This is a genomic window from Breoghania sp. (genome assembly GCF_030066895.1).
Classification (GTDB): domain Bacteria; phylum Pseudomonadota; class Alphaproteobacteria; order Rhizobiales; family Stappiaceae; genus Breoghania.
Genome location: NZ_JASJAV010000001.1, coordinates 445,253 through 468,025 on the forward strand (window position 1 = coordinate 445,253; position 22,773 = coordinate 468,025).

20 protein-coding genes and 4 pseudogenes are annotated in these 22,773 nt (G+C 60.4%); 7 read left to right on the top strand and 17 right to left on the bottom strand.

The genetic code is table 11. From position 1 onward, the window contains the following. Positions 1–5 precede the first annotated feature (5 nt). The 3 genes from clpA to QNJ43_RS02500 form a co-directional block, all read right to left on the bottom strand. A complete protein-coding gene (clpA, locus tag QNJ43_RS02490; RefSeq protein ID WP_300467093.1) occupies positions 6–2,426 on the bottom strand; it encodes an ATP-dependent Clp protease ATP-binding subunit ClpA in 2,421 nt (806 codons plus the stop codon). Between the two features lie 10 nt (positions 2,427–2,436). Beyond that, the gene (gene clpS / locus QNJ43_RS02495) at positions 2,437–2,766 is read right to left on the bottom strand and encodes an ATP-dependent Clp protease adapter ClpS (RefSeq protein ID WP_300467095.1); all 330 of its coding nucleotides are present in this window, start codon (positions 2,764–2,766) and stop codon (positions 2,437–2,439) included. 522 nt (positions 2,767–3,288) lie between these two features. After that, complete coding sequence (locus QNJ43_RS02500; protein WP_300467097.1) at positions 3,289–3,624, bottom strand: phasin family protein; 336 nt, start codon at positions 3,622–3,624, stop codon at positions 3,289–3,291. 412 nt (positions 3,625–4,036) lie between these two features. On the opposite strand from QNJ43_RS02500, the gene QNJ43_RS02505 reads away from it, so the two are divergent. Continuing rightward, entirely contained in the window at positions 4,037–5,506 is a 1,470-nt protein-coding gene (locus QNJ43_RS02505; protein ID WP_300467099.1) for a D-alanyl-D-alanine carboxypeptidase, read from the top strand. A 200-nt stretch (positions 5,507–5,706) separates the two neighbouring features. On the opposite strand, the gene QNJ43_RS26625 is transcribed toward QNJ43_RS02505, so the two are convergent. Both QNJ43_RS26625 and QNJ43_RS02515 read right to left on the bottom strand, forming a co-directional pair. Continuing rightward, complete coding sequence (locus QNJ43_RS26625; RefSeq protein ID WP_346432819.1) at positions 5,707–6,156, bottom strand: hypothetical protein; 450 nt, start codon at positions 6,154–6,156, stop codon at positions 5,707–5,709. Positions 6,157–6,325: 169 nt separating this feature from the next. Further along, positions 6,326–7,042: pseudogene (locus tag QNJ43_RS02515) on the bottom strand (VWA domain-containing protein). A gap of 222 nt (positions 7,043–7,264) precedes the next feature. Here QNJ43_RS02515 and panC point away from each other — a divergent pair. Then, positions 7,265–8,098: a pantoate--beta-alanine ligase gene (gene panC, locus QNJ43_RS02520; protein WP_300467288.1), complete on the top strand. Its 834-nt coding sequence runs from the start codon at positions 7,265–7,267 to the stop codon at positions 8,096–8,098. Between the two features lie 32 nt (positions 8,099–8,130). Here panC and QNJ43_RS02525 read toward each other — a convergent pair whose 3' ends face one another. From QNJ43_RS02525 to QNJ43_RS02535, 3 genes and pseudogenes are all read right to left on the bottom strand, one after another. Beyond that, positions 8,131–8,565, bottom strand: coding sequence for a DUF1489 family protein (locus QNJ43_RS02525; RefSeq protein WP_300467101.1), 435 nt, complete (start codon positions 8,563–8,565; stop codon positions 8,131–8,133). A 66-nt stretch (positions 8,566–8,631) separates the two neighbouring features. After that, positions 8,632–10,566 carry an acetyl/propionyl/methylcrotonyl-CoA carboxylase subunit alpha gene (locus QNJ43_RS02530; protein WP_300467103.1) on the bottom strand — a complete coding sequence of 645 codons (1,935 nt, stop codon included), beginning with the start codon at positions 10,564–10,566 and terminating at the stop codon, positions 8,632–8,634. Between the two features lie 215 nt (positions 10,567–10,781). Next, positions 10,782–11,648 (bottom strand): annotated as a pseudogene (locus tag QNJ43_RS02535) (MBL fold metallo-hydrolase). 147 nt (positions 11,649–11,795) lie between these two features. On the opposite strand from QNJ43_RS02535, the gene QNJ43_RS02540 reads away from it, so the two are divergent. The 3 genes and pseudogenes from QNJ43_RS02540 to QNJ43_RS02550 all read left to right on the top strand — a co-directional run bounded on the left by QNJ43_RS02540 (position 11,796) and on the right by QNJ43_RS02550 (position 13,548). Further along, the gene (locus QNJ43_RS02540; protein ID WP_300467105.1) at positions 11,796–12,113 is read left to right on the top strand and encodes a metalloregulator ArsR/SmtB family transcription factor; all 318 of its coding nucleotides are present in this window, start codon (positions 11,796–11,798) and stop codon (positions 12,111–12,113) included. 115 nt (positions 12,114–12,228) lie between these two features. Further along, the gene (locus tag QNJ43_RS02545) at positions 12,229–12,786 is read left to right on the top strand and encodes a rhodanese family protein (RefSeq protein ID WP_300467107.1); all 558 of its coding nucleotides are present in this window, start codon (positions 12,229–12,231) and stop codon (positions 12,784–12,786) included. Further along, positions 12,783–13,548: pseudogene (locus QNJ43_RS02550) on the top strand (sulfite exporter TauE/SafE family protein). Before QNJ43_RS02545 ends, QNJ43_RS02550 begins: the two are co-directional and overlap by 4 nt. Before the next feature lie 36 nt (positions 13,549–13,584). On the opposite strand, the gene QNJ43_RS02555 reads toward QNJ43_RS02550, so the two are convergent. The 3 genes from QNJ43_RS02555 to QNJ43_RS02565 all read right to left on the bottom strand — a co-directional run bounded on the left by QNJ43_RS02555 (position 13,585) and on the right by QNJ43_RS02565 (position 15,525). After that, complete coding sequence (locus QNJ43_RS02555; protein ID WP_300467109.1) at positions 13,585–14,445, bottom strand: response regulator; 861 nt, start codon at positions 14,443–14,445, stop codon at positions 13,585–13,587. Between the two features lie 81 nt (positions 14,446–14,526). Further along, the gene (locus QNJ43_RS02560; RefSeq protein ID WP_300467112.1) at positions 14,527–15,336 is read right to left on the bottom strand and encodes a HAMP domain-containing sensor histidine kinase; all 810 of its coding nucleotides are present in this window, start codon (positions 15,334–15,336) and stop codon (positions 14,527–14,529) included. Positions 15,337–15,354: 18 nt separating this feature from the next. After that, positions 15,355–15,525 (bottom strand): hypothetical protein, encoded by a 171-nt coding sequence (locus tag QNJ43_RS02565; protein WP_300467114.1) that lies wholly within the window; start codon positions 15,523–15,525, stop codon positions 15,355–15,357. 23 nt (positions 15,526–15,548) lie between these two features. Here QNJ43_RS02565 and QNJ43_RS02570 point away from each other — a divergent pair, with 23 nt between their 5' ends. Further along, on the top strand, positions 15,549–16,232 hold the full coding sequence (locus QNJ43_RS02570; RefSeq protein WP_300467116.1) for a hypothetical protein: 684 nt from the start codon (positions 15,549–15,551) through the stop codon (positions 16,230–16,232). Positions 16,233–16,328: 96 nt separating this feature from the next. Here QNJ43_RS02570 and QNJ43_RS02575 read toward each other — a convergent pair whose 3' ends face one another. The 3 genes and pseudogenes from QNJ43_RS02575 to QNJ43_RS02585 all read right to left on the bottom strand — a co-directional run bounded on the left by QNJ43_RS02575 (position 16,329) and on the right by QNJ43_RS02585 (position 19,055). Beyond that, a complete protein-coding gene (locus QNJ43_RS02575) occupies positions 16,329–17,873 on the bottom strand; it encodes a carboxyl transferase domain-containing protein (protein WP_300467290.1) in 1,545 nt (514 codons plus the stop codon). A gap of 108 nt (positions 17,874–17,981) precedes the next feature. Beyond that, positions 17,982–18,636: pseudogene (locus tag QNJ43_RS02580) on the bottom strand (glutathione S-transferase family protein). A gap of 23 nt (positions 18,637–18,659) precedes the next feature. Further along, positions 18,660–19,055 (bottom strand): rhodanese-like domain-containing protein, encoded by a 396-nt coding sequence (locus tag QNJ43_RS02585; RefSeq protein ID WP_300467118.1) that lies wholly within the window; start codon positions 19,053–19,055, stop codon positions 18,660–18,662. 891 nt (positions 19,056–19,946) lie between these two features. Between QNJ43_RS02585 and QNJ43_RS02590 the strand changes: the two genes are divergently transcribed. Then, positions 19,947–20,240: a hypothetical protein gene (locus QNJ43_RS02590; RefSeq protein ID WP_300467120.1), complete on the top strand. Its 294-nt coding sequence runs from the start codon at positions 19,947–19,949 to the stop codon at positions 20,238–20,240. A 269-nt stretch (positions 20,241–20,509) separates the two neighbouring features. Here QNJ43_RS02590 and QNJ43_RS02595 read toward each other — a convergent pair whose 3' ends face one another. From QNJ43_RS02595 to QNJ43_RS02605, 3 genes are all read right to left on the bottom strand, one after another. Further along, positions 20,510–20,656, bottom strand: coding sequence for a hypothetical protein (locus QNJ43_RS02595; protein ID WP_300467123.1), 147 nt, complete (start codon positions 20,654–20,656; stop codon positions 20,510–20,512). 14 nt (positions 20,657–20,670) lie between these two features. Then, the gene (locus QNJ43_RS02600; protein WP_300467125.1) at positions 20,671–21,291 is read right to left on the bottom strand and encodes an ATP-dependent Clp protease proteolytic subunit; all 621 of its coding nucleotides are present in this window, start codon (positions 21,289–21,291) and stop codon (positions 20,671–20,673) included. A gap of 442 nt (positions 21,292–21,733) precedes the next feature. Further along, positions 21,734–22,669, bottom strand: a complete 936-nt coding sequence (locus tag QNJ43_RS02605; RefSeq protein ID WP_300467127.1) for a diguanylate cyclase — start codon at positions 22,667–22,669, stop codon at positions 21,734–21,736. Between the last annotated feature and the right edge of the window lie 104 nt (positions 22,670–22,773).

Below are 22,773 nucleotides of genomic sequence, written 5' to 3' on the forward strand. Positions count from 1 at the left end.
CAGGCTCAATCGGCTAGCGGCACCTTCGGCACCAGCGAACGCTTTGCGTCCTCACCGCCGCCGTCGCCCTTGGGCGCTGATTTCGCCTTGGAAGTGCTCTTGCGCTTTTTCGCGGCCGTCGGCTTTTTCGGCCGAACCAGCGTGTCCTCGATGGCCTCAAGCTTCAGACCCGGCTTGCCGTCCTTCGGCGTTTCCACCGAGACCTTGACGGTGCCGCCCTTCTGCAGCTTGCCGAACAACACCTCATCCGCAAGCGGCTGCTTGATGTTGTCCTGAATGACCCGCGACAACGGGCGCGCGCCCATCTGCGGATCGTAGCCCTTGTCGGCCAGCCATTTGACCGCCTCGTCCGTCAGCTCGAACGTCACGCCACGGTCGGCGAGCTGGGCTTCGAGCTGCATGACGAACTTGTTGACGATCTGGTAGACCACATCCATCGGCAGGTTGCCGAAGGCGATGATCGCATCGAGACGGTTGCGGAATTCCGGCGTGAACAGCCGGTTGATCGCCTCCGTATCGTCGCCCTCGCGCTTGGTACGCCCGAACCCGATTGCCTCCTTGGCCATGTCGGCCGCGCCCGCATTCGTGGTCATGATCAGGATCACATTGCGGAAACCGACGGTCTTGCCGTTGTGATCGGTCAGCTTGCCGTGATCCATCACCTGCAACAGGATGTTGAACAGGTCCGGATGGGCCTTCTCGATCTCATCGAGCAGCAGCACGCAGTGCGGATGCTGGTCGACGCCATCGGTCAACATACCGCCCTGATCAAAGCCGACATACCCCGGAGGCGCACCGATCAACCGCGAGACGGTGTGGCGTTCCATGTACTCCGACATATCGAACCGGATCAGCTCCACGCCAAGCGACGAGGCGAGCTGACGGGCAACTTCCGTCTTGCCCACACCGGTCGGACCGGAGAAGAGATACGACCCGATCGGCTTTTCCGGCTCGCGCAAGCCCGCACGCGCCAGCTTGATGGCCGACGACAGCGCATCGATCGCAGCATCCTGGCCGTAGACCACGCGCTTCAGCGAGGCCGACAGTCCCAACAGCATCTCCGCATCGTCGCGCGACACGGACTTCGGCGGGATCCGCGCCATGGTGGCGATGGTGGATTCGATCTCCTTCACACCAATTGTCTTGCGACGGCGGCTCTCCGGAAGCAGCCTCTGCGAGGCGCCGGTTTCGTCGATCACGTCGATCGCCTTGTCCGGCAGCTTGCGGTCGGAGATGTAGCGCGCCGACAGTTCCACCGCCGACTTGATCGCATCGTTGGTGTAGCGAACCTTGTGATAAGTCTCGAAATAGGGCTTCAGCCCCTTGAGGATGGCGATCGCATCGGTGAGCGACGGTTCGTTCACGTCGATCTTCTGGAAGCGGCGGACGAGTGCCCGATCCTTCTCAAAGAACTGGCGATATTCCTTGTAGGTGGTCGAGCCGATGCAGTGGATCGCGCCCGACGCCAGGGCCGGCTTGAGCAGGTTGGAGGCATCCATCGCCCCACCCGACGTCGCCCCGGCGCCGATCACCGTATGGATCTCGTCGATAAACATGATCGCGCCCGGATAATCTTCGATCTCCTTGACGACCTGCTTCAGACGTTCCTCGAAATCGCCGCGATAACGGGTTCCCGCCAGAAGCGCGCCCATGTCGAGCGAGAAGATGGTTGAATCACGCAGGACCTCCGGCACGTCCGCACTCACGATGCGCCGGGCGAGACCTTCCGCGATGGCAGTCTTGCCCACACCGGGATCACCGACGAACAGCGGATTGTTCTTCTGGCGGCGACACAGCACCTGAATGGTGCGCTGGATTTCCTTGTCGCGACCGATCAACGGATCGATCTTGCCCTCACGGGCCTTCTCGTTGAGGTTGACGCAATACGCCTCCAGCGCATCCGTCTTCTTCTTAGTCGGCTCCTGATCCTCCACGGTCGCAGCATCCTCGTCGACCCCACGCACCGTGCGCTGTTCGGAGGAACCCGAACGCTTGGCGATGCCGTGCGAGATGTAGTTCACCGCGTCGTAGCGCGTCATGTCCTGCTCCTGCAGGAAATAGGCGGCATGGCTCTCGCGCTCGGCGAAGATCGCCACGAGCACGTTGGCTCCCGTCACCTCTTCGCGCCCCGACGACTGCACGTGAATGACCGCGCGCTGTATGACGCGCTGGAATCCGGCTGTTGGTTTGGAGTCGTCGTCCGTGTCGTGGACGAGGTTGTCGAGTTCGGTGTCGATATATTCGATCAGGTTGCGCCGCAGGAGATCGAGATCGACATTGCACGCCCGCATGACTGCGGCCGCGTCCTGATCGTCGATCAGCGCCAACAGAAGGTGTTCCAGCGTCGCGTATTCCTGGTTGCGTTCATTTGCATGGGCGAGAGCCTGATGCAGGGCTTTTTCCAGGCTGCGGGAGAATGACGGCACGTGGGTCCCCTTATTTCTTCTCCATGACGCACTGCAGCGGATGCTGATGTTTGCGCGCAAAATCCATGACTTGAGTCACTTTGGTCTCTGCGACCTCGTAGGTGAAGACACCGCACTCCCCGACACCGTGATGGTGCACGTGAAGCATGATACGGGTGGCGTCCTCCTGGTTTTTCTGAAAGAAGCGCTCCAGCACATGAACGACGAACCCTATCGGCGTGTAATCGTCGTTCAGGAGCAGCACGCGATACATGTTCGGCCGTTTCGTTTTCGACCGCGCCTTCGTAACTATGACGGTTCCCGTATCACCGTCATTTTCGTGACTATTGTCTCTACTCATCCCCGTCCGGTCTGTCTTGCCGCCGACCCCGATCAGTCCTACCGTTGATCCCAACCTCGGGGGCCCCGAAGCAACCCCGTGACCATTCTCGATCCTCGAGAGCGGCGCCCGGGAAACCGATCCTGAACTCCGCTTCGCCTCCCATCGGCACCGGATGTGCCATTGCATCGTCCGGTCCTGGGAATCTCGTTCGCCGATCGCCTCCGACAAGGCCCCTTCGAGCCTTCTTTCGGGACGTTCCTAGTCGCCGTATCCGGCATGGCCTTCCCGACAGACCATGTAGGTCACTTTATGCGAATTGTAAGCCGCTTGCCGATTGGCGCAATGGGGCTTGTCCGCATTCGCAGCGTCAAAGCCATTAAAATTCGCGCATTCAACCGTCTGGCCCCGCGAAAAATTGCGATGGAGGATCCCGGGTTGAACAACGTCGATCCGATATGAAATAGAGAGCACAAAAACAAAGAGGCCCGGCGTGCCGGACCTCGAACATTCCAAAACCATCGCTGTGTCAGTGACGAATGCCTACTTGGAAGCGGCCTTGCCGATCATTCCCTCGAAAGGCTTGTAGGCTTCCTTGCCGAGATCGAGATACATCTCGGAGAGCTTGTTGAACTCGCCGACCATGTTCTCGTAGGCGCTCTTCATATAATCCGACTGCACTTCGAAGGCTTTGTCCGGCGATTTCGCGGCGACCATCTTCTCAAACGCAGCGGTCCAGTCCTCTACGGACTTCTTGGAGAAATCGGCATACTCGGTCGCAATCGCCTGAAGACCCTTGGAAAAAGCGCCAAAGCTCTTGGACGCCATATCCATGCTGTCCTTGTTGGCCTTCTGCAATTCATCAAACCCGTTAATCATCTGGTTGAACCCCACCTTCGCTTTGCACGCAGATAGACACCCCCGGATAACGACCGGACACTGAAACAATAGCTCAGAAATAATGCACTGCACAAAAAATGTCAAGGTTTTAATATTGCATTGCAATAGTTTAATCGCTCGTCCCGAAGCGAGACGGATAAGCACAAGCTGTCTCCCCAACTTTACAGATTCGTAACCGCGTTTATTCATCCTGTCCTGACATCGCGGTGACGGTCGAACGGACCGACTGGATCGGTCTTCGCCAAGTAGCTGAAGGCACTAGGAAACAAAGCGGGCATTGCATTTCGCACGGCACGGGTAAACAGGAACCATGGCGTCACGTACCCGAAAGCGTCAATGTGTTCAGGCTGGGAAGCAAGCAAACCCGGTCGGTAATGGGGTTGTCTTGATCATGCATTCGCGTAACCGCCGCTCCGCTGCGCTGTCGACGCCGATCAAGGTCTGGGTGATGCTATGCATCGCCACCGCCGCCACGTTTGCCGTGGCTCCTCCGGCTTCGGCCAATAGTAAATACGCAGGCATCGTGGTGGACGCAAAGACCGGCAAGATCCTCTATGCCAACCACGCTAACTCGCACCGCTACCCTGCCTCGCTAACCAAGATCATGACGCTCTATATCCTGTTCGAGGAGCTGGAAGCGGGCCGCATGTCGCTCAGCACGCAGCTGAAGGCGTCCCGGCACTCGGCCGGAATGCCGCCTTCCAAGGTCGGCCTGCGTCCCGGACAGACGATCCGCGTACGCGATGCGATCGGCGCGCTGGTTACCAAGTCCGCCAACGATGTCGCCTCCACGGTCAGCGAAAACATTGCCGGGTCCGAACCCGCATTCGCAAGGCGCATGACCCGTACGGCCCATCAGCTCGGCATGCGCAACACCCAGTTCCGCAATGCGTCCGGCCTGCCGAACAGCCACCAATACACGACCGCCGCTGACACGGCCCGCCTCGGGCGCGCCATCCAGGAGCGGTTCCCCAAGTATTACAAACACTTCTCCACGCGGGTCTTCACCTACAAGGGCCGCCGCTATGGCAACCACAACCACCTGCTCGGCCACGTGGAGGGTGTCGACGGCATCAAGACCGGTTACATCCGCGCTTCGGGCTTCAATCTGGTGACCTCCGTTCGCAAGGACGGCCGCCACATCGTTGCCGTCGTGTTCGGCGGACGCACCGGCCGCTCCCGCGACGCCCAGATGTGCAAGCTGATCGCAACCTATCTGCCCAAGGCCAGCCGTGCCACCAAACGGGATTTCATCATCGTCGCTCGTCGTGCACCATTGCCCTCCGCCAAGCCTGACGACACTTCGTCCGCACCGGACGAGCCGATTGTCGTCGCCGACATTCCCTTGCCGCCGGTCGCAGTGACCGAGCCCGATACGCCTGAAAATGCCGATGATCTCGTTCCCCCGGTTCTGGCCGAGGGCGACGCGGATTCCGAATCCACGATCGAGACCGCCAGCATCGTGCCGGCGCCCAAGGCCATCAACGTCGCCATCGCACGGGCCCATGCTCTGGCTGAAACGGCGGAGCTGAAAGACCTCTCCGCCGCAAAGGCACAGCCCAAGGCCAAGACGATCACGGTTGCCTCCACGCCGACTGATCCAACCCCCGTCCGCCCCGCCGGCTGGCACGTACAGATCGCCGCCACCCCGTCGGAAGCCGGCGCGCTCGAAATGCTCAAGAAGGCGGAAGACAAGGCGGGCAAGGTCCTCAAGGGCCGCACGCCCTTCACCCAGACCATTCAGAGCAATGGCCAGACGCTCTATCGCGCCCGCTTCGCGGGCTTTCCCAACCAGGATGCAGCCGTTGCAACATGCCGGTCTCTCAAGCGCGTAAAGGTCGGTTGCTACGCCACACAGTGAATTCGAATTGTTGTCGCCTGCGGCCGGAGCGGCGTTCATCGCACCGGTCGTTTCTTGGAAAGCCTTTGCTTTCCGACCTCCAGCTAGTTTTGCGTATGGAAGGATCCATGATTTCTGAGAAGTCTGTCCTTGGCCTCGTTGATCTTGGCCGCAAGGAAAGTCGAGCCCCCCTGGTCGGGGTGCAATCTAAGCAGAAGACGTCAGTGGGCCGCTCGGATTTCCGCCTCCCCGGCGCCGGGCGAAAGCCCAAGCACCTGATAGGCCTCCTCCTCGCTCATGGCGCCAGAGCTCGTCGGGCCGTTCTGCCACGGTGCGCTATCCGCCTCGAAGTCTACACGCCATCCGGGATGCCTGCGGTCGAGATAAGCTTCGAGTAAGGAACGGCTTTCGCCGTCCCCTGCCGTTTCGCGCCACAACTCGACCATCTCGTCGCGTGACAGCGCCTCGAGGCTTCGCCCGTCAAAGGCGCCCGCGATCACGCTCCCCTGCAGATCACCCGAATCTTGATCGAGCACCATTTCCAGCATCGCTGAACGCACCGTGGAGCGCTTGCCCGGCGAAGGCCGGGAGCGCGTACGCCCGAAACCGGGCGCGCTGCCCCATCCCAGGACAGACAAAGCCAGCGCGCCGACGGGAATGGCAACAGCCAATCGTCAGGTAATGAGAAAGGCCGCGGCAATCCCCAGCAGCACGATCCCGCCCACCATCTTGATCCAGAAAGCGAGCTGCGCCGGATCGGCCGAAATGAATGAATTGGCGAATAACAGCAGCTACACTACAGCAGGATGACAACGCCGATCACAAAAAATGCCATGCCCGCTAGCTCCGCATCTGTTCGATAAGCAGCTGGGCTCCGGCATTGCCCCGACTGTTCAGATCCTCCAAAGCGGCACGACCGCCCGCCGCATACGTCGCGACCGCGGCGAGCAAGTCCCGCAACTCCTTCGCCGAAGCCAACGAAAAGCGGCAGAACGCCCCGCCCGTCAGCCGCGCGATTTCCAGGATCCGACCCTTCCTGAAAGACGAAAGCTGGCACGCCGAGCAATCCCAGCTCCTCGGCGAGCGCGCACAGATCGTCGGCTTTCTCCTCCATGCAGTCGCCCACATAGACCAGCGCCTGAACCTTGCGCGTCTTCGTCTCGTTGATTGCGTGGCGCAGCACCTTCCGGATCTGGGTATGTCCGCCCCGGCAGTCGATCCGGCTCATCAACGATCCGAGTTTCGTCGCATCTCCCGCCCATTTGCTTGCCCGGCATTCGCCAAGCCCGCAAAATAGACGAGCCACACATCCAGTCCGCCGATGGAGGGGGTCACGTCAAACATGTCGCCCTGAATGGCGCAGGCACTGTCCCAGGTCGGTTGACGGCTCATCGTGGCATCGAGCGCAAAGACAAGACGCCCCCGCCCTGTCGTCTGAGGCGGATCTCGCGCGTGCGTCTGTTCCAAGAAGGCGTCGATCTTGGAATAAGAAAATCGAGGCTTTTCCTGAGGCAGCGGCCCGGCCTCTCGTCGTGCCGGGATCTTCTTCTCGCCCATCCTCTCCTCCACGTGACTGTTTTCTCCGACATAATTTGGAGCCTCGCTTGCCCGCTCGCAAGCGATCGCCCCCGCATCGCGTTCAGGAAATGCGGTGCGCCCGCCCCGATCAACACGGGTGCAATTGCCGGTACGCTCTGCTAAACCCCTCCGCAACAGAGCTTTTCCCATAACAACGATCCGGAGACAGCACCGTGACGGCCCCCGGCGACCCCACGTCTCATTCGCACCACCAAAGAGCTTCAGGCCTGGTCCGACGACTGCCGCAAACAGAGCCACAGCATAGCCATGGTTCCAACCATGGGCACGCTCCACGCCGGTCATCTTTCGCTGGTCGAGGCCGCTGCAGCCAAGGCCGACGCAGTGGTCGTCTCCACTTTCGTCAATCCGACTCAGTTCGGTCCGAGCGAGGATTTCGACGCTTACCCGCGAACGGAAGCCGAGGATGTGAAGAAGCTCACCGGGCGCGGCGTGGACGTAGTCTTCGCTCCCAACGCCGCGGAGATGTATCCGCAAGGGTTCGCGACCTCGGTGACCGTCGGCGGCCCGGCCGCCGGACTGGAAACCGATTTCCGCCCTCACTTTTTCGCCGGTGTCGCCACCGTGGTGACGAAGCTGCTGCTCGCCGCCCGCCCTCATTTCGCGTTCTTCGGTGAGAAGGACTATCAGCAGCTTCTCGTGGTCAAACGCCTGACCGCGGATCTCAATATCGGCACCGAGATCATCGGCCGCCCGACGGTGCGCGAAGCCGACGATCTCGGCCTATCCTCACGCAACGCCTATCTGGACGGCGCCGCCCGGCGCAGTGCAAGCCGCCTGCCGGCGATCCTGAGGTATGTGGTCGTGGCTCTGGAAGCGGGCGCTCCGGTCGAGACGGCCCTTGCCGACGGCCATACGGCACTGGAGCGTGAAGGGTTCGAAGTCGACTATCTCGCCTTGTGCGATGCCGCGACACTGGCAGCACCGAAGTTCGGCGCTGCCCGCCGCCTGCTCGTCGCCGCACGCATCGGCTCAACGCGACTCATCGACAACATGGCGGTTGCCGCCGAGGCGTAGGTGCGGGAGCGCGGATCGCACTCTCCTTCCCTTCACAGCAAACCGAGTTCGGCCAGCTCACGCCGCATGTCCGCAGGCATGTCGGGCGCGTCCGCGACCACATGGGCATCCCTCGGAGCATCTTCCGGCTTGAGATACCGCCAGCCCTGAAAGGGCCGTCGCGGCTGGGTTTCGGTGCGGATCAGGCGCGGATCCATAACGAGTTCGCAGCGCTTGATCCCCGCGCCGTCGGTGAACGGCCGGATATCGATCAGCCGTGAGCGCACCTGTATCTGTCCCTTGATCACCCAGTAGAGCGAGCCCCCGTCGAGGATCTCGTCGCGCTTGGTCGGCACCATGCGGGTCACGTGCGTCCGCTCGAATTCGCGGCCCGCAACCCGGGCCTCGTCGCGCGTGAAATCGATCCAGGCCTGGAGGTCCTCAACGGACTCAATGCCGACACAGAGCTTGACGAGATGAAGGACCATGGGAGGTAATTTATCAGGAGCGAGGCCCAGCGCAAAGCCGAAGCCTCCTTTTGCACAGGGCCGAGATCAACCCGTTGCCTCCAGCTCCATCTCTTCCAAGACCACGATCACGGCCCCTTCCTCGACCTGGTCGCCCTCTCCGGCTGCGACACGCTCCACCCGGCCGTCGCGAGGGGCATTCACCGCATGCTCCATCTTCATCGCCTCCACGATGAAGAGTCGGTCGCCGCGAGAAACCTCGCTGCCTTCCTCCACAAAGACGGCAATCACCTTGCCGTGCATCGGCGCCTTGACGGCGGCATGACCGCTATCGTCCTTCGCCTCACGCAAGAGACTGTCGGCAAGCGCAACCTTTACCGCACGACCGCCTTCGAGCGCCACGACGCCATCGGCGATGCGAACAACCTCTGCGTTTTCCACGGTCGGCACGACCGGCTTGCCATTGCGCCAGTCCATCCGCATTTCGCGTTCCACGCCATCGACGACGACCCGCACGCCCACTTCGCGATCCCCGGAAAGTTGGAAGGCATCGCAGATCGACCATGGGTCAGACCAGCCGCTGGAGACTTCCGGCTCTTTTACCAAACCGTTCAGGATGGAAACGGCTGCCGCGATTGCAGCATCGGACACCTCGCCGCCGGTCAACGTCTCGATTTCGCGATCGATCAACCCGGTATCGAACCCGCCAGCCCGCACGGCCGGATGATCGACCAGCTTGCGCAGGAAAGCGAGATTGCAGCGCGGGCCCACAACCGCCGTTTGCGCGAGAGCTGCGGAAAGCCGCTCCATGGCCGCGTCTCGCGTCGCCCCGTGCACGATCACCTTGGCGATCATCGGGTCGTAGAAGGACGAGACCGCAGCCCCCTCCTCCACACCGGTATCGATGCGGATGCCTTCGCCTTGTGGGAAACGCAGAAGATCGAGCGTACCGGTGGACGGCAGAAAGCCGTTATCCGGATCCTCGGCATAGAGGCGCACTTCAACGGCATGACCATTCAAGGTCAGGTCCTGCTGCGCGCGCGGCAAGGTCTCGCCGGAGGCCGCCCGAAGCTGCCATTCGACGAGATCGGTTCCCGTCACCAGTTCGGTGACCGGATGCTCGACCTGAAGGCGCGTGTTCATTTCCATGAACCAGAAACCGTCCGCCTTCAGTCCGCCCGAGCCGTCCGCAATGAACTCCACCGTACCGACGCCGACATAGCCCACGGCAAGCGCGGCCGCGACGGCCGCATCGCCCATCGCTTTTCGCACCTCAGTGGTCATGCCCGGTGCGGGAGCTTCCTCGATCACCTTCTGGTGGCGTCGCTGCGCAGAGCAGTCGCGCTCGAAAAGATGCACCGCATTACCATGCCCGTCGGCGAAGACCTGGATCTCGACATGGCGCGGATTGGTGACGAACTTCTCGATCAGAACGCGGGGATCGCCGAAGGCGTTCTGAGCCTCGCGTTTGGCGTATTCCAGCGCGTCATCGAATTCGACCGCCTTGTCCACCCGGCGCATCCCCTTGCCGCCGCCGCCTGCCACAGCCTTGATCAGAACCGGATAACCGATCTCGTAGGCCTTCTGCTTGAGAAAGGCCGGATCCTGCAGATCTCCGTGATAGCCGGGCACAACGGGAACCCCGGCCTTTTCCATCAGCGCTTTCGCGCCGTCCTTGAGCCCCATCGCACGAATGGCGGAGGCCGGCGGGCCGACGAAAATTACGCCTGCCTTCTCGCATGCCTCGGCGAAGGCGGCATTTTCGGACAAGAATCCGTAGCCGGGGTGAATGGCCTCCGCCCCGATCTGTCTCGCCGCGGCAAGGATCTTCGCACTGTCGAGATACGATTCGGAGGCCGGGGCAGGTCCGATGGCGACCGCTTCATCCGCCAGCCGCACATGCAGCGCGTCGCGATCCGCCTCCGAATAGACGGCAATCGTGCGCACTCCCAGCGCGCGGGCGGTCTTGATGATCCGGCAGACGATTTCGCCACGGTTGGCGATCAAAAGCGATGAAAACATGTGTCCCCTGAACGTTCCCTCTGGCCTGTCACGCAAGCTCCCTTTGGGGGCGAGGAAAGCCCAGTCGGGCAAGAACTGCAAGTACCGCTTTACGTTATGTCAGATTGAGTGACAGCGGCAGCAAACGCCAGCACGCGCAAAGCGTGTGTTGCGACGGTTCCACGCCACAACACACCAAATGAGGTTGGTCGAAAACGAGCCGATCAACGTCCCACTCAGCCGGCGAGCTTTACCGGCACCTTGAGATAGGAAACGCCGTTCGCTTCGGCTGGCGGCGGCTTACCGGCGCGCATGTTCACCTGAATGGAAGGCATCAACAGGTTGGGCGCGGCCGGGGTCGCATCGCGCGCTTCGCACATGGCGACATAGTCGTCCTCGCTCTTGCCCCGCCCACGTGGATGTTGCTCTCCCGCTCTTCCGCCACCGTCGTCTCCCAGGCATAGGAGTCGCGGCCCGGTGCCTTGTAGTCGTGGCACATGTAGAGCTTGGTATCTTCAGGCAGGCTCAGCAATCGGTGAATGGAACGATAGAGCCGGCGCGCATCGCCGCCGGGGAAATCCGCCCGCGCCGTCCCGTAGTCCGGCATGAAGAGCGTATCGCCGACAAACACCGCACCGTCGATCTTGTAGGAGATGCAGGCGGGCGTGTGACCGGGCGTGGCGATCACCTCCCCCCTTCAGCGAACCGATCTCGAAAATCTCACCGTCGGAGAACAGATGATCGAACTCCGAGCCGTCGCCGGAGACGTCGTCCGCATTGAAGACCGGACGGAAGATCTTCTGCACCTCGCGAATGCTCTCGCCGATGGCGACTTTGGCGCCGATCTTGAGCTTGGTATAGGGCGCGCCGGACAGGTGATCCGCATGGACATGCGTCTCCAGAACCGAGACAATCTCCAGCCCCCTGTCGGCAGCCGTTTTCAGGATCGCATCGGCCGATCGGGTGGATGCCTTGCCGGACTTGTGGTCGTAGTCGAGGACCGGATCGACCACCGCCGCCTTGTGCGTTGCAGGGTCGACGACGAGATAGCTGACCGTGTTCGTCGGCTCGTCGAAAAAGGCCTGTATCTCCGGGGCGCTCATGGTTCACTCCTTGGCCGTTTCTGGATTGTCGGTTTCCTGCGCCCCCTTCCTATTCTCTGATCGGCAAGGGACCGCATATACACGTTCTTGACAAATATATTCATACATTCTAATGTTAGAAATATATAATATACAATCTCGTCGAGGATGGGAGCGATGCGTCCCTTGAGCGATACGGATGATCTCTCTGCGCGCGCCGGTGATGCGGCACGCCTGCTGAAGCTTATTGCCAGCGAAAGCCGGCTGCAAATCCTTTGCGAACTGGCCCATCACGAAGCTTCGGTCACCGCCCTGACCAAGGCGATCGGCCTGGGCCAGTCGGCGCTCTCGCAGCATCTGGCAAAGATGCGGGCGGAGGGCCTGGTCACGTTCCGCCGCGATGGGCAGACGCTTTACTACCGTATCGACAACCCGGCCGCCGAACGAATTCTGGTGCTGCTCAAGGATGTCTTCTGCGAGGTTTGAGCCCCGCCGTTCTCCCTTTTCACGACACCGACCCGACAACGGACACACATCACGACAGGTTCCGCGATCAGTCCCTTCCCGGACGACGGATCGCGATCACAATGAGGACCCGACCATGAACCTGAAATCGATAGATGCCCGCAAGGCGCAATCGCTGGTGGAAGCCGGCGCGGTTCTGATCGACGTGCGAGAAGCCTGCGAATTCGACCGCGAACGCATTCCCGGTTCCCTCCCCCATCCCATGTCGGAGATGCGGGACGGAAAGCCGGTTACCAGCAACAGCAGCAAGTTCATCTTCCTCTGTGCCACCGGTGCGCGCACCAATGCCAACAGCCCCGCGCTGGCCGGTTGCACCGATTGCGACGCCTATGTGCTGGAAGGCGGCCTCAGCGCCTGGAAGCCTGCAGGTCTGCCGATCGAACGGCAGGAGCGCAAGCCGATCTCCATCCTGCGCCAGGCCCTGATGGTAGCGGGCGTTCTTGCCATCGCAGACTTTGTGCTCGGCACCTACGTGGCGCCCGCCTGGCATCTTCTCTCCCTGCTTGTAGGGTGCGGCCTGCTCTTTTCCGGCTCCACCAACTTCTGCCCGATGGCCTTCTTCGTCTCGCTGCTGCCGTGGAACCGTAACCGTCCGCAACTTCCCGGAACAACCGGCATCGGCCAGTTCGGATGATAGCAGCCCTGGCCAGCGGCGCTCTTGTCGGAGGGTCGCTAGGATTGATCGGCGGCGGCGGCTCGGTTCTGGCCGTGCCGCTGCTCGTCTATGTCGTCGGGGTTCCCGCGCCCCACATTGCGATCGGAACGAGCGCGCTGGCCGTCGCTGTCAATGCCGCGGTCGGGCTGGCCGGTCATGCGCATGCGCGGACGGTGAAACGGCCGTGCACGCTGGTTTTCGCCACCAGCGGTCTTGTCGGCGCGGCTCTCGGCTCACCCCTCGGCAAGGCGATCGACGGCGAGAAGCTCCTCGCCCTGTTCGGCCTGATCATGATCGTGGTGGGAATTTCGATGCTGCGTCGGCCTGCTTCCCATGACAAATCCCGACGTTCATCTCGACCGAAGCAACGCCAAACGCCTGCTACCGCGTCTGATCCTCACTGCTTTTGGCGTCGGCGCTCTTTCCGGATTTTTCGGGATCGGCGGCGGCCTCCTGATCGTGCCGGGTCTGATTGCGGCGACCGCCATGCCCATTTTGAACGCGGTCGGCTCCTCGCTCGTGGCCGTGACCACTTTCGGCCTGACGACAACCTCCAACTACGCGCTGGCGGGTCTTGTCGACTGGTCGCTCGCCCTGCAATTCATCGCAGGCGGCGTCATCGGCACCAGCGCGGCAGGGCGTTTGGGAAAACGCAAGCACTCATTGACCCGGATCTTTTCCGCCGTGGTGATTTGCGCCGGTGTCTACGTGGTCGCCAAGGGCACGACCACATTCATCTGAGCAAAATCCGAAAACGCCATTCCCCTCACTCGCTCCTTATCCGGCGAGTGAGGATACGGGCTTGTTCGCCGACGGAGCACGCTGAGACAGCTTGTCGACGATCACCTTGAAGATCTCCACCGGCCGGAACGGGAATTCGATCTGGCCGTCGATCCCGAGTTCGTGCAGGGCTTCCTTGGCATTCTTGTTGAAGCCGGAAGGCACCAACACGACGATCTTCGACACCTTGTTCTTATGCGCCGAATTCTCCAAATATTGCAGCAGGTAATGCACCTTCTTGGAATAAACTAGGGAGCTCACGTCAAAGCTCTGCTCCACGAAGGTATTGGCATGCAGCGTATCCTCCGGGATCACCGTGACCATGCAGCCGACTTCGCTGAGCGCTGACGTGATCGGCACGATCGTCTTTGTATTGGCCGTGACGACGCACACCTGGATCGGCGGCTTTTCCTTCTGCGTTTCCTTGTAGACCTTGTAGAGCTTAGCCAATTGCTGACGGGAGTGCTCCGCCATCCGCTTGACGCCCGCAAGCCGCGTTTCGCTCGTCGCCAGCAGCATGTCGTAGTCGACAGGCTTGGCCAGATAATCGTCGGCGCCGAGCTTCTTGCCATCGATCACATCCTCGCGCGAGGAACACGCGGTGAGGAAAATAAACAGCACCTGACCCAATGTAGGCATCGTCTCGCGGATCGTCTTCAGCAATGTCGGACCGTCCACTTCCGGCATCATGACGTCACACAGAATGAGATCAGGCTTCATGGTCTGGAGAATATCCAGCGCCTCGCGGCCGTTGCACGCAGGCATCACGCCATAGTCGGAATCCTCCAGTTCCCCGACCAGATCGCCGAGCACCAGCTCTTCGTCTTCGACGCACAGGATGTTGATTTCTCCACTCATCACCGATCCCCTTCGCTTCGAATAACCACTCACGTCCTCCTCGAACCGGGCGAAACCCTTCCGCCCGGCGATATTTGCGGGCTACGCCGCTTCCACCTTGCCGGTCTCGGCTTTGGTCTTGTCTGCGTCTTGCGACAAGGCATCCGTTTCCGCCGCCTTCGTATCCGGTGCCATGATCGGCAACCGCAAGGTGATCGTGCTCCCCTTGCCCAATTCACTCGAAATCGCCACGCGCCCCTTGTGACGCGAAATGATCATCTCGGTCAGATTGAGCCCGATGCCGGTTCCCGGAATGCCGCTCGAGGTGGAGGCCCGGTAAAACCGGCCGAACACCTTCTTGATCTCGCTCTTGGGAATACCGACGCCGAAATCGGAGACCGTGATCGACACGAACTTGTCGTCCCGGAAGACGTCGACCAGCACCTTGCCCGGCCCCTCGTCCTTATCCTTTACCGGCGAGTACTTGATCGCATTGCCGATGACATTGACCAGGCACTGTTCGATCATGCGCCGGTCAATATTCAGCACCAGATTCCCGATCGTCTCATTCAATATGATCTCGTGGGTTTTCTGACCCGCCTGCTGCTGCTCACACACCGTCTGGATGATCGTCAGGAATTCATGCCGTTCCGGCGAGATTTCCAGAGAGTCGTCCTGTGAAATCAAGAAATCGATGAACCGCTTGATCAGGTAGTTGATGCGCCGCACGGCCTCACGGACATTGTCCAGCCGTTCAAGCACTGCCTCCGGCTCCAGATGCCCGAGCCCGCGCTTCAGCCACTGGGCGGCGCCGTCGATAATCGCCAGCGGCGTGCGGAATTCGTGCGAGGTCATGGAAACGAACTGCCGCTGCATTTCGTTCAGCCTCTTCTCCTTGCGCAGATGCTTCACGAGCTGATCGGTATGAGCTCACAGCTTCTTGTGCTGCTCCTTGAAGTCGGAGACATCGGAAAAGACGACGATGTACCCGCCCGTAGCCACGCTGGAGACCTGGATGCGGAACCAGCGGTCGAACATCCGCTGATCGCTTTCCACGGCAACCTGGGAGAAGAAATCCTCCAGATCCTGTACCTCGCCCATTCGAACGGAAACGCATCCTTGAGATGCGCCTGAACCGCGAGATGGGCATCGATCTCGGGGTAAAGGCTCTTCATGTTGGAATTGGCGAGCATCAACCGACCCCGACCGTCTGTCATCACCAAAGCATCGGGGATCGCGTCCACCGCGGAGGAGAGAAGATCGCGGCTGAGTTCCAGTTCCCGCGACCGGCTCTGCAGGGTCCTCACAAGCTGAAGCTGGCTTTCTTCAAGCTGCAGCTCCACCTTGCGATAGTCGGTGATATCGGAATAGACGGTGACCTGCCCCCCTTCGGGAAGCGGCGTCACCTGAACCTTCAGCATCCGGCCGTTCGGCAAAGCGCGATCGAAGGCCTCAACCTTCGTCCTCTTCGATTCCGCCGTGACCCGCGCCACCAATTCATCGATATCGCCGGGCCCGTAATCTCCGCGCAGGGCGAAGTAGCGGATGATATCGGACAGGTTCGGAGCCGTATCGAACAGACACTCCGGCGGATCGAGCAGATCCTTCGCCATGCGGCTGAAGACGATCACATTGAGATCGTCATCAAGAAGCGCAATGTCCTGATGAATCGAACTCAACAGGGCCGGAACGAGAGCCGTGTCCTTTACATTCTCTCTTATGAAATGCCCAGACAGCATCGCAGCACCGATCCAAGAATTATCCAACTTCTCAAACCGATTACCAGAAGGAACTTAAATTATAAATAAATGAAATAGTTCAATTTATATTCCTATCGTTACGTTTGATAAACGTAATTTTGCACTAGGGGTTATTACTCTGATATTTTAACACAAAGCCGAAGATCACATACGGAATACTCCGAGGGGAGTCGGTCCAATCGGCGCATTCAAGGTTGCGGAGAAGGCAAGACCCAGCACGCGACGCGTCTCGGACGGCGCGATGATACCGTCGTCCCAAAGTCGCGCCGTGGCGTGATAGGGATGGCCTTCCTCCTCGTAGCGGGCACGGATGGGAACCTTGAAGGTCTCCTCGTCCTCCGCACTCCACTCCCCGCCGTCGGCCTCGATATTGTCCCGCCTGACGGTCGCCAGAACGGAGGCCGCCTGCTCTCCGCCCATCACGGAAATCCTTGCATTCGGCCACATGAAGAGGAAGCGCGGAGAATAGGCGCGCCCGCACATGCCATAGTTGCCCGCTCCATAGGAGCCGCCGACGATGACGGTGATTTTCGGCACCCTGGCGCAGGCCACGGCCGTCACCAGCTTCGCGCCGTCCTTGGCGATACCGCCCGCCTCGTATTCGCGCCCGACCATGAATCCGGTGATGTTTTGCAAAAAGAGAAGCGGAATGCGCCTCTGGCAACACAATTCAACGAAATGCGCGCCCTTAAGAGCTGACTCGGAGAAAAGAATGCCGTTATTGGCAACGATTCCGACCGGCACGCCGAAAATTCTCGCAAAGCCTGTCACCAAAGTCGTGCCGTAGAGCTTCTTGAACTCGTCGAACTGCGAGCCGTCGACCAGGCGGGCGATGACTTCGCGGATATCGTATTGCTTGCGCAGATCGCTCGGAACGACCCCATCGAGTTCGCTCGGATCGTAGAGCGGCTCGCAAGGCGGAGCGAGGTCCAGCGTCGCAGGCTTCACCGAGTTGAGGTTTGCCACCGCACGCCGCGCCATGGCAAGCGCCTGATCATCATCGACGGCATAATGATCGGCCACACCGGAAATCCTGGTATGGACGTCCGCCCCGCCGAGATCCTCGGCCGAGACCTCTTCCCCGGTCGCAGCCTTCACCAACGGCGGACCGGCCAGAAAGATAGTTCCCTGCTGGCGCACGATGATCGTCTCGTCCGACATCGCCGGCACATAGGCACCGCCCGCGGTGCACGATCCCATCACCACGGCAATCTGCGGAATGCCCGCTGCCGACATGTTGGCCTGATTGTAGAATATCCGCCCGAAATGCTCCCGATCGGGAAAGACGTCGGTCTGGTTCGGCAGGTTGGCCCCGCCGGAATCGACCAGATAGATGCACGGCAGACGATTCTCCAGCGCGATCTCCTGAGCGCGCAGGTGCTTCTTCACCGTCATCGGATAGTAGGTGCCGCCCTTGATGGTCGCGTCGTTGCACACGATCATGCACTCGCGCCCCGAAACACGCCCGATACCGGTAATCACGCCCGCGCCTTGGATCGCAGCGTCATACATGCCGGTGGCTGCCAGCGGCGACATTTCAAGAAACGGCGCGCCCGAATCCAGAAGACGCGTTACGCGCTCGCGCGGCAGCAGCTTGCCCCGCCCCACATGCCGTTCGCGTGCCCGCTCCGGACCGCCCAGCGCCGCCTCCACCCGCCGCGCGCGCAGATCCTCGACCAAGGCCCCCATTTCCGCTGCCTGAGCGCGAAAGAGATCGGAAGAAGAAGAGATTTCAGACTTTAACAGTGCCACCGCAAAGGTCCCCCCCGGTCGCCGGACTATGTTTGTTTTATGATTTCAATCGACTTCATCGGACGGAACGATCCAGGCCTCCGCGAGAGCGGCCTCATACCATTCGCGCATGGCCGGGTGGTTGAGAACCGCATCTATATAAGCGCGGGCCACATCGTCCACGGCCACGTCATAGGTGACGAGCCTACTGACAACGGGCGCATAGAACGCATCGGCCGCACTGAAAGATCCGAACAGGAAATCCCCCCGCGCCGAACCGCGTCCGCATCTCGCGCCAGATCTCGACGATCCGCGCGACATCGGCCTCCACATCGTCGACACGCGAGCGTGCCGCGGGAACCCGACGGATATTCATCGGATAGTAGCCGCGCAAGGCGGTGAAGCCGGAATGCATCTCTGCAACGACCGCACGGGCGTGAGCCCGAGCCTCCCGATCTGCCGGCCACAATCCCGCCTGAGGAAACCGTTCCGCCAGATATTCGACGATCGCCAGACGGTCCCAGACCGAAAGGCTTCCGTCGATCAGAACCGGCACGCGCCTCGCCGACGAATAATCACGGATTGCATCGTGCGTATTCGGCGTATCGAGCGGAACCATCACCTCCGTAAATTCCGCCCCCGTCTGTTTCAGGGCGAGCCAGCCGCGCAGCGACCAGGTGGAATAGTTCTTGTTGCCGATGACAATCTTCACGCCTGACACTCCTCACACGCCCCCCAAAGGAATTACCACTTCGGATCGGGAAGCTCAGCCGCACCGCTGGCTTCCTGCCATGCGCCGAATCCGCCCGCAATGTGCGCGACGTTTTCCAGTCCCATGTCCTGCACGGCCTTGGTCGCCAGCGCCGACCGCCACCCGGCGGCACAGAAAAAGATGAAGCGCTTGGGCTCCGAAAAGACCGGGCGATGGTAGGGACTGTCGGGATCGACCCAGAATTCGAGCATGCCTCGTGAGGCATGGACGGCCCCGGGCATGCGCCCCTGACGGGACAACTCGCGGATATCCCTCAGATCGACGAAAACCGTATCCGCCTCACCGAAAGCCGTGATCGCCTCCTCCACCGGCAACGTGACGGTTTCCGCCTCAGCCTCCTCGATGAGCTGGCGGTATCCCTTTTTCATCGCTATCGAACCCCTCCCTTTTTGAGCGACGGAGTGTCGTGTGCCTTGACGAGATTCACAAGAGGCAATCCCGCACGTGCCGAGAATTCGAGAGGACAGGAATGTGGAAAGGGGGAGAAAAAACGAAGAAGGGGCACGGTCCGCCCCGCGCCCCTTCTTACCGCGCCCCTTCTTACTAGAGTCATCGTACCAGCTGCAAGCTATTGAGCGGCGCTTGCCGTTACCGCAGGGTCGAACCTGCCGAACAGGTAGATGAGCAACATAGCGCCTCCAAGGGTCAAAACCGTCCAGGTCATGAACCCCCAGCAGGACTTCTGCACGTGGTCGTCCATAGAACTCCTAATTGCTGAACAGGGCCAAAGGCCACCGATCTAAAACCGGCACCCGGCACCGTGAAGCTGCGCTCATTTAACGACTTGGTAACTTCTTCGCAAGCTTGAAAAGGGATCGCCTGTGGAGGGAACGGGAAATCAACCTCAAAACGCGGCTTATGACGGGAATAAGCCGTTGATTTTCATATATATTAAGGAAGGAACCCGTAGCATTTCGTATTGCACGTATTGTGAGCAGGAAACGTATTCGCGAAAAGTGACTATTCATTGGGCGTTTTTACGAGAATTTCTTCCTTCGTGCCCAGCGGACAATATCAGGGCAGCGTGCCTGCGATCGGCAGGAAACGAATAACCTCTCCGTCACCGGTCAAGCCACTGAAATCAAAGGGAATCTCCCGAAACGTGCGAATAGTCACAGTAGTGTCCGCACTGAAATGTTTAGCTCCGTTCCGCTGGAGGCATAGAGCTGGTTTTCGAGGTGCGGCAATGACGACGCTCTATCTGAGATTAGACGGACGCGAAAGTTATTGAGCGTTTTACATTCATACTTATCGATTTGATGCGCCACGACGACATTCTTGCGGAGGAATTGGACAGGATCGACCATTCCTGGGTTCACGATCGACTGAATTCCCTGCTGGTATTCATATTCGAGGGATCGCCGTTTTACGAAGGCGACTCCATACGCTCGGATTTCAAATCCTTGCTAGAGACGGATCACCACTACAACCGCTTTGCCAACCACTTCCAGACGACCCTTCACGCAAGCCGCATCGCCCCCACGCTCCGGCAGGAAGCGCAGGCCGTGATCGAATTGGTGCGTGATTACATGCTGGAACGGCAGTTGGCCTAAAAAGGCAAACGTTCCGGCGAGCCAAACCGATTGCGGGTCTGGCTCGCCGGAACGGCAATCATTGTTCGGGAGCCAACAGCTCGGACCGGACATTGCCGGCGTTGTTGTGGGTTTCCACCTCACATCAGCGGCCGTTGCTCATCGGCGTCCGCCCCTTTCCCCACTCGGCCGCAGGGGTTTCCGGTTCGCACCAGTGCAGGCGAATGCCGCCTGTACTGGTGCGAACCCTCCCAGCGATCAAGAATCCGGATCCATTTCCACATTGAGCACTATAGATCCGCCAGAGCCCAGTAGCTCTGGTGATAGGGTGGTTGTGCCGAAGCGGAAGAGACGAGAAGGGAGAGGCAGCTCAGGCCGGAGACGAACAGTATCGCGGCGGACGCAATCGCCCGCCGCGCAAATTGTTTTTCGATCATGTGCAGTCGCCGCTTCAGCCGAGTTCGGAAGCGGACTGCACGACCTTGCCGACGAGACCGTATTCGATGGCCTCATCCGGCGTCATCCAGTAGTCGCGGTCGGTATCCTTGTCGATGCGCTCGATCGACTGGTCGGTCGCAACCGAAAAGATCTTGTTGAGACGGTCACGCATCCGCAGCATCTCGCGTGCCTGGATCTCGATATCCGTCGCCGGACCGCCTGCACCGCCCGAGGGCTGGTGAAGCAGGAAGCGCGTATTGGGCGTGCAATAGCGATCTTCCTTGGGCGCGGCCACATAGATCAGCGCCCCGGCACTCGCCACCCAGCCCATGCCGAGCATGCGCACCTTCGGCGAGATGAACTTGATCGTGTCGTGGATCATATCGCCCGATTCCACGTGCCCACCGGGCGACGAAACGATCACGTTGATCGGATCGTCGGAGACCTGGGCCAAGGCCAGCAGGCGCGCGCAGACATCGCGGGCAAGCTCCATGGAGATCTGACCGATGATGAGCACCGTGCGCGAATCGAAAAGATGCTTGTCGACCTGGATCGACCCAGGCGTCTTGGTCTTTTCCTCGTCTTCTTCCTCGTCATCGAGGTGCGGAGGAACCGACGTGAAATAAGTGTTCATGCGCTGGATAGGCTCCATTGATTGCAGGGCGGCGTATCGGCCGCTCCGTTTTCCAACTCCATGTGTATGAGATGCCGTCGCGCCTCGCAAACCATCCCCACCCAACCTTTTCGTAAAAAGGTTAGTCAACATTCACAACTCTCAACATGGGGTCCTGCACCAGGAGAAGAAAGGCATGCGGCGATAAAAACAGGGATAGCCGCCCTGCCCCGGCCATTCCGCCCGCCAGCAAGCACGACGCACCACACTTCGCGGCCAATCGTTCGTCCCTTTGCCTCAAACCGGGGCGGCGATCGCCACACGATTATGGCTGCCGTCCTTGGCGCCGTAAAGCCCCGCGGTCGGCGAGATCGATCAAATCGAGCAATGTTGTGGATCGGCCCTGGGTAGCCGCCACACCGATGCTCGTCGTGACCTGGAGACGCGTCTCCCCCCACTCGACCTACAAATCGGCAATGTGCGTGCAGAGCTTCTCCGCCACCTGCCGCGCATCCTCGATATCCGCTTCCGGCAGCAGGACGACGAACTCCTCCCCACCATAGCGCGCAAGAAGATCGCTCTTGCGGAGCAATTCCTGCAGTGCCCGGCAAACACCCGCAGAACCTGATCCCCAGCCAGATGCCCGTAGTCGTCGTTGATCACCTTGAAATGGTCGATATCGATCAGCAGCAGCGCCATTGTGTCGTGCGGCGAGCAAACCCGCTTCAACAGCATCTCCGCATTGCGGTCGAACGCGCGACGGTTGAGGACGCCCATCAGGGGATCGATCTCGACCTCGTGCTGCAAATTGCCCGACCGCGCGCGCCTGCCAGAGCCAGAACCCCGCCATCGCCATCAACGCCACAAAGATCACCGGCGCGAACAAGGCCAGAGCGAGCCAGATATTGCCGTCAAGCAACTTGTTCGGCTGCCCAGTCACCAGGCTGTAGATCCCCTTGGCCCCGAAAACGAGCACATTCGCGCCCGCCGCAAACAGCAGAACCTTCCGGTTCGACGCCTTGGTGGCGTGGGTCCGCATGAACTCGCACCAGTAGCCGCAGAACAGCCCGCACGCCAGAAGAGAGGCGATTGCCGTGCGCATGGACGTATCCGAATAGATGGCCGGGATCCGACAGGAGACGAACCACACCACGACAGGCAAGACGAGCGGCGCCATCAATACGCGACGACCGTTCATGAAGCGGAAGGTGTTCCACCCAAGCGCCAGGGCGGCGAATATGAGGATATTGTCGATATCGATACTCAGGAAATTCGGGACGTGACCGCGCAAGGCAAGCAGCAGCATTCCGCTGCCGGTCAGCCCGAAAGTGACGGTCGAATAGCCGAGCAGACGGTCAGAAGGATTTCGCCACCAATTCACCAGAAAGGCGAACGCCACGGTCAGGCAAACCGTTCCCAACAGAACAAGAAGTGTAAAGATGTCCAACCGCATACTATGGTTCCCGCCCCGACCGCGTTTTCTCAGAAACGGCGAGCCGGGCA

Excerpts from the sequence above, each read along its gene's own strand:
- clpS (WP_300467095.1), bottom strand. The coding sequence starts at position 2,766 with ATGAGTAGAGACAATAGTCACGAAAATGACGGTGATACGGGAACCGTC.
- QNJ43_RS02500 (WP_300467097.1), bottom strand. The coding sequence starts at position 3,624 with ATGATTAACGGGTTTGATGAATTGCAGAAGGCCAACAAGGACAGCATG.
- QNJ43_RS02505 (WP_300467099.1), top strand. The coding sequence starts at position 4,037 with ATGCATTCGCGTAACCGCCGCTCCGCTGCGCTGTCGACGCCGATCAAG.
- QNJ43_RS02525 (WP_300467101.1), bottom strand. The coding sequence starts at position 8,565 with ATGGTCCTTCATCTCGTCAAGCTCTGTGTCGGCATTGAGTCCGTTGAG.
- QNJ43_RS02530 (WP_300467103.1), bottom strand. The coding sequence starts at position 10,566 with ATGTTTTCATCGCTTTTGATCGCCAACCGTGGCGAAATCGTCTGCCGG.
- QNJ43_RS02540 (WP_300467105.1), top strand. The coding sequence starts at position 11,796 with ATGGGAGCGATGCGTCCCTTGAGCGATACGGATGATCTCTCTGCGCGC.
- QNJ43_RS02545 (WP_300467107.1), top strand. The coding sequence starts at position 12,229 with ATGAACCTGAAATCGATAGATGCCCGCAAGGCGCAATCGCTGGTGGAA.
- QNJ43_RS02555 (WP_300467109.1), bottom strand. The coding sequence starts at position 14,445 with ATGAGTGGAGAAATCAACATCCTGTGCGTCGAAGACGAAGAGCTGGTG.
- QNJ43_RS02565 (WP_300467114.1), bottom strand. The coding sequence starts at position 15,525 with ATGGGCGAGGTACAGGATCTGGAGGATTTCTTCTCCCAGGTTGCCGTG.
- QNJ43_RS02570 (WP_300467116.1), top strand. The coding sequence starts at position 15,549 with ATGCGCCTGAACCGCGAGATGGGCATCGATCTCGGGGTAAAGGCTCTT.
- QNJ43_RS02575 (WP_300467290.1), bottom strand. The coding sequence starts at position 17,873 with ATGGGGGCCTTGGTCGAGGATCTGCGCGCGCGGCGGGTGGAGGCGGCG.
- QNJ43_RS02585 (WP_300467118.1), bottom strand. The coding sequence starts at position 19,055 with ATGAAAAAGGGATACCGCCAGCTCATCGAGGAGGCTGAGGCGGAAACC.
- QNJ43_RS02590 (WP_300467120.1), top strand. The coding sequence starts at position 19,947 with ATGCGCCACGACGACATTCTTGCGGAGGAATTGGACAGGATCGACCAT.
- QNJ43_RS02595 (WP_300467123.1), bottom strand. The coding sequence starts at position 20,656 with ATGATCGAAAAACAATTTGCGCGGCGGGCGATTGCGTCCGCCGCGATA.
- QNJ43_RS02600 (WP_300467125.1), bottom strand. The coding sequence starts at position 21,291 with ATGAACACTTATTTCACGTCGGTTCCTCCGCACCTCGATGACGAGGAA.